At 53.2% G+C, this 2,669-nt stretch carries 1 protein-coding gene; it reads left to right on the top strand.

Annotated features, from left to right (window positions below):
- Positions 1 to 2,669: SdrD B-like domain-containing protein (locus tag BM123_RS23645; RefSeq protein ID WP_139212086.1), on the top strand; the 2,669-nt coding region annotated here is incomplete at both ends.

Below are 2,669 nucleotides of genomic sequence, written 5' to 3'. Positions count from 1 at the left end.
CCTGATGGCAATGAGTTCAGCCCACAGGACGAAGGTGACGACGCTACCGACAGTGATGCCAACATCACGACTGGTCAGTCTGACGCTATCGTTCTTGAATCTGGTGAAGAAAATGAAACAATTGACGCTGGTGTCTACGAACTTGCCTCGCTTGGCGACTACGTTTGGGAAGATACCAATGGTAATGGCATCAATGACGAGCCTGCTTCTGCTGGTATCGATGGTGTAACGGTTAACCTCCTCGATGAGGACGGGAACGTTATTGCTACGACGACCACGATGAATGGTGGCTTCTACGAATTCACTGATCTGGTTCCTGGAACTTACAGTGTTCAGTTCGAGTTGCTTGATGACTACACCTTCACAACTCCTGGAGCTACTGGTTCTGATGAGACCAATGACAGCGATGCTGATCCTGCCAATAATGGTGAGACTGAGCAGGTAACTCTCGTGAGCGGTCAGAATTACCCAGACCTTGATGCTGGTATCCAACGTGTACCTGAATTCGAACTTGATAAAGAGTTCGTTTCTGCAGTTGCAAACGCGGATGGTACCTATGATGTGACTTACACTATTGACGTGGTTAACACTGGAGGTATTGGCCAGTACACACTGACGGATACACCGTTATTTGACCAGGATGTAACCATTAATAGTGGAGCATTTACGGGCGCGGACGCAGGTGCATTGAATGTTACCGGAGCAACGACGCTCGTAACGGATCGTATGATTGCTGCTGACGCTACGGAATCTTACACCCTTGTATTTAATGTTACTCTTGATTTGGAGCCAGGCTCTACTGACGGTGGTGATAATGTATTCACAGAATGCGAAGGTGGTTCCGAAGAAGGTGTTACGGGAACTCCGTTCACTGGTCTGAATAACCGGGCTGATCTTGACACCGATGGTGACGGAACGCCTGACAACAGTGATGATGACTGTGGTGATCTGCCACTGTTTGACCTTGCACTGTCTAAAGACATTACCTCTGCTGGTCCTTACATCCAGGGTTCTACAGTAACCTATAATGTAACGGTAACCAATGAAGGTGATATCGACGCATCAAACGTCGAAGTAACCGATGACGCTGAGGTTGGCTTAGTTTTCCAAAGCATCACTCCACAGGCCGGAGTTACCTCTACGGGTAACGGCAACTTTACGGTTGCAGACCTTCCAGTCGGAACCTCTGTTATCGTAGAGATGACCTTTGAGGTAAGCGCAACGTTCCAGGGCACTAGCCTGAATAACGCAGCTGAAATCACTGAAGACGGTCCGTTTGACGACGTTGACTCTGACCCGACTAGGGGTCCTGAGACGGACGAAGACGGCGACGGCAGCGGCGACGACGATGATGAGGACAACGTGGACATCCCCGTTGAGCAGGTCTACGACCTTGAGCTGAGCAAAGCAGTAACTTCTGCCGGTCCTTACCAGCAAGGTTCTACGGTAGAGTACACACTGACGATCACGAACGACGGTAGCCTGAACGCTGCTGGTATCGAAGTAACGGATACTCCACAGGAGGGTCTGACCTTCGTGAGCTCTGATGCTGACGGTGTTGCGGTAACGGAAGTATCCCCAACGGTTTACACGATCGCTGCTCTTGCCCAGGGTGAGACGCAGACCATCGTACTGACTTACACCATTGACGCTACGTTCCAGGGCACGAGCCTGAACAACGCAGCCGAGATCACCGAAGACGACGGCGACGACGTCGACTCTGACCCGACTACGGGCCCTGAGACGGACGAAGACGGCGACGGCAGCGGCGACGACGATGATGAGGACAACGTGGACATCCCCGTTGAGCAGATCTACGACCTTGAGCTGAGCAAAGCAGTAACTTCTGCCGGTCCTTACCAGCAAGGTTCTACGGTAGAGTACACACTGACGATCACGAACGACGGTAGCCTTGATGCTGCAAACATTGCAGTGATGGATACTCCGCAGGAGGGTCTGACCTTCGTAAGCTCTGATGCTGACGGTGTTGCGGTAACGGAAGTATCCCCAACGGTTTACACGATCGCTGCTCTTGCCCAGGGTGAGACGCAGACCATCGTACTGACTTACACCATCGACGCTACGTTCCAGGGCACGAGCCTGAACAACGCAGCCGAGATCACCGAAGACGACGGCGACGACGTTGACTCTGACCCGACTACGGGTCCTGAGACGGACGAAGACGGCGACGGCAACGGCGACGACGATGATGAGGACAACGTGGACATCCCCGTTGAGCAGGTCTACGACCTTGAGCTGAGCAAAGCAGTAACTTCTGCCGGTCCTTACCAGCAAGGTTCTACGGTAGAGTACACACTGACGATCACGAACGACGGTAGCCTGAACGCTGCTGGTATCGAGGTGACGGATACTCCACAGGAGGGTCTGACCTTCGTGAGCTCTGATGCTGACGGTGTTGCGGTAACGGAAGTATCCCCAACGGTTTACACGATCGCTGCTCTTGCCCAGGGTGAGACGCAGACCATCGTACTGACTTACACCATTGACGCTACGTTCCAGGGCACGAGCCTGAACAACGCAGCCGAGATCACCGAAGACGACGGCGATGACGTTGACTCTGACCCGACTACGGGTCCTGAGACGGACGAAGACGGCGACGGCAGCGGCGACGACGATGATGAGGACAACGTGGACATCCCCGTTGAGCA

It is taken from the genome of Neolewinella agarilytica (genome assembly GCF_900110645.1).
Lineage (GTDB): Bacteria > Bacteroidota > Bacteroidia > Chitinophagales > Saprospiraceae > Neolewinella > Neolewinella agarilytica.
This window is presented reverse-complemented; position numbering and strand designations above follow the sequence as displayed.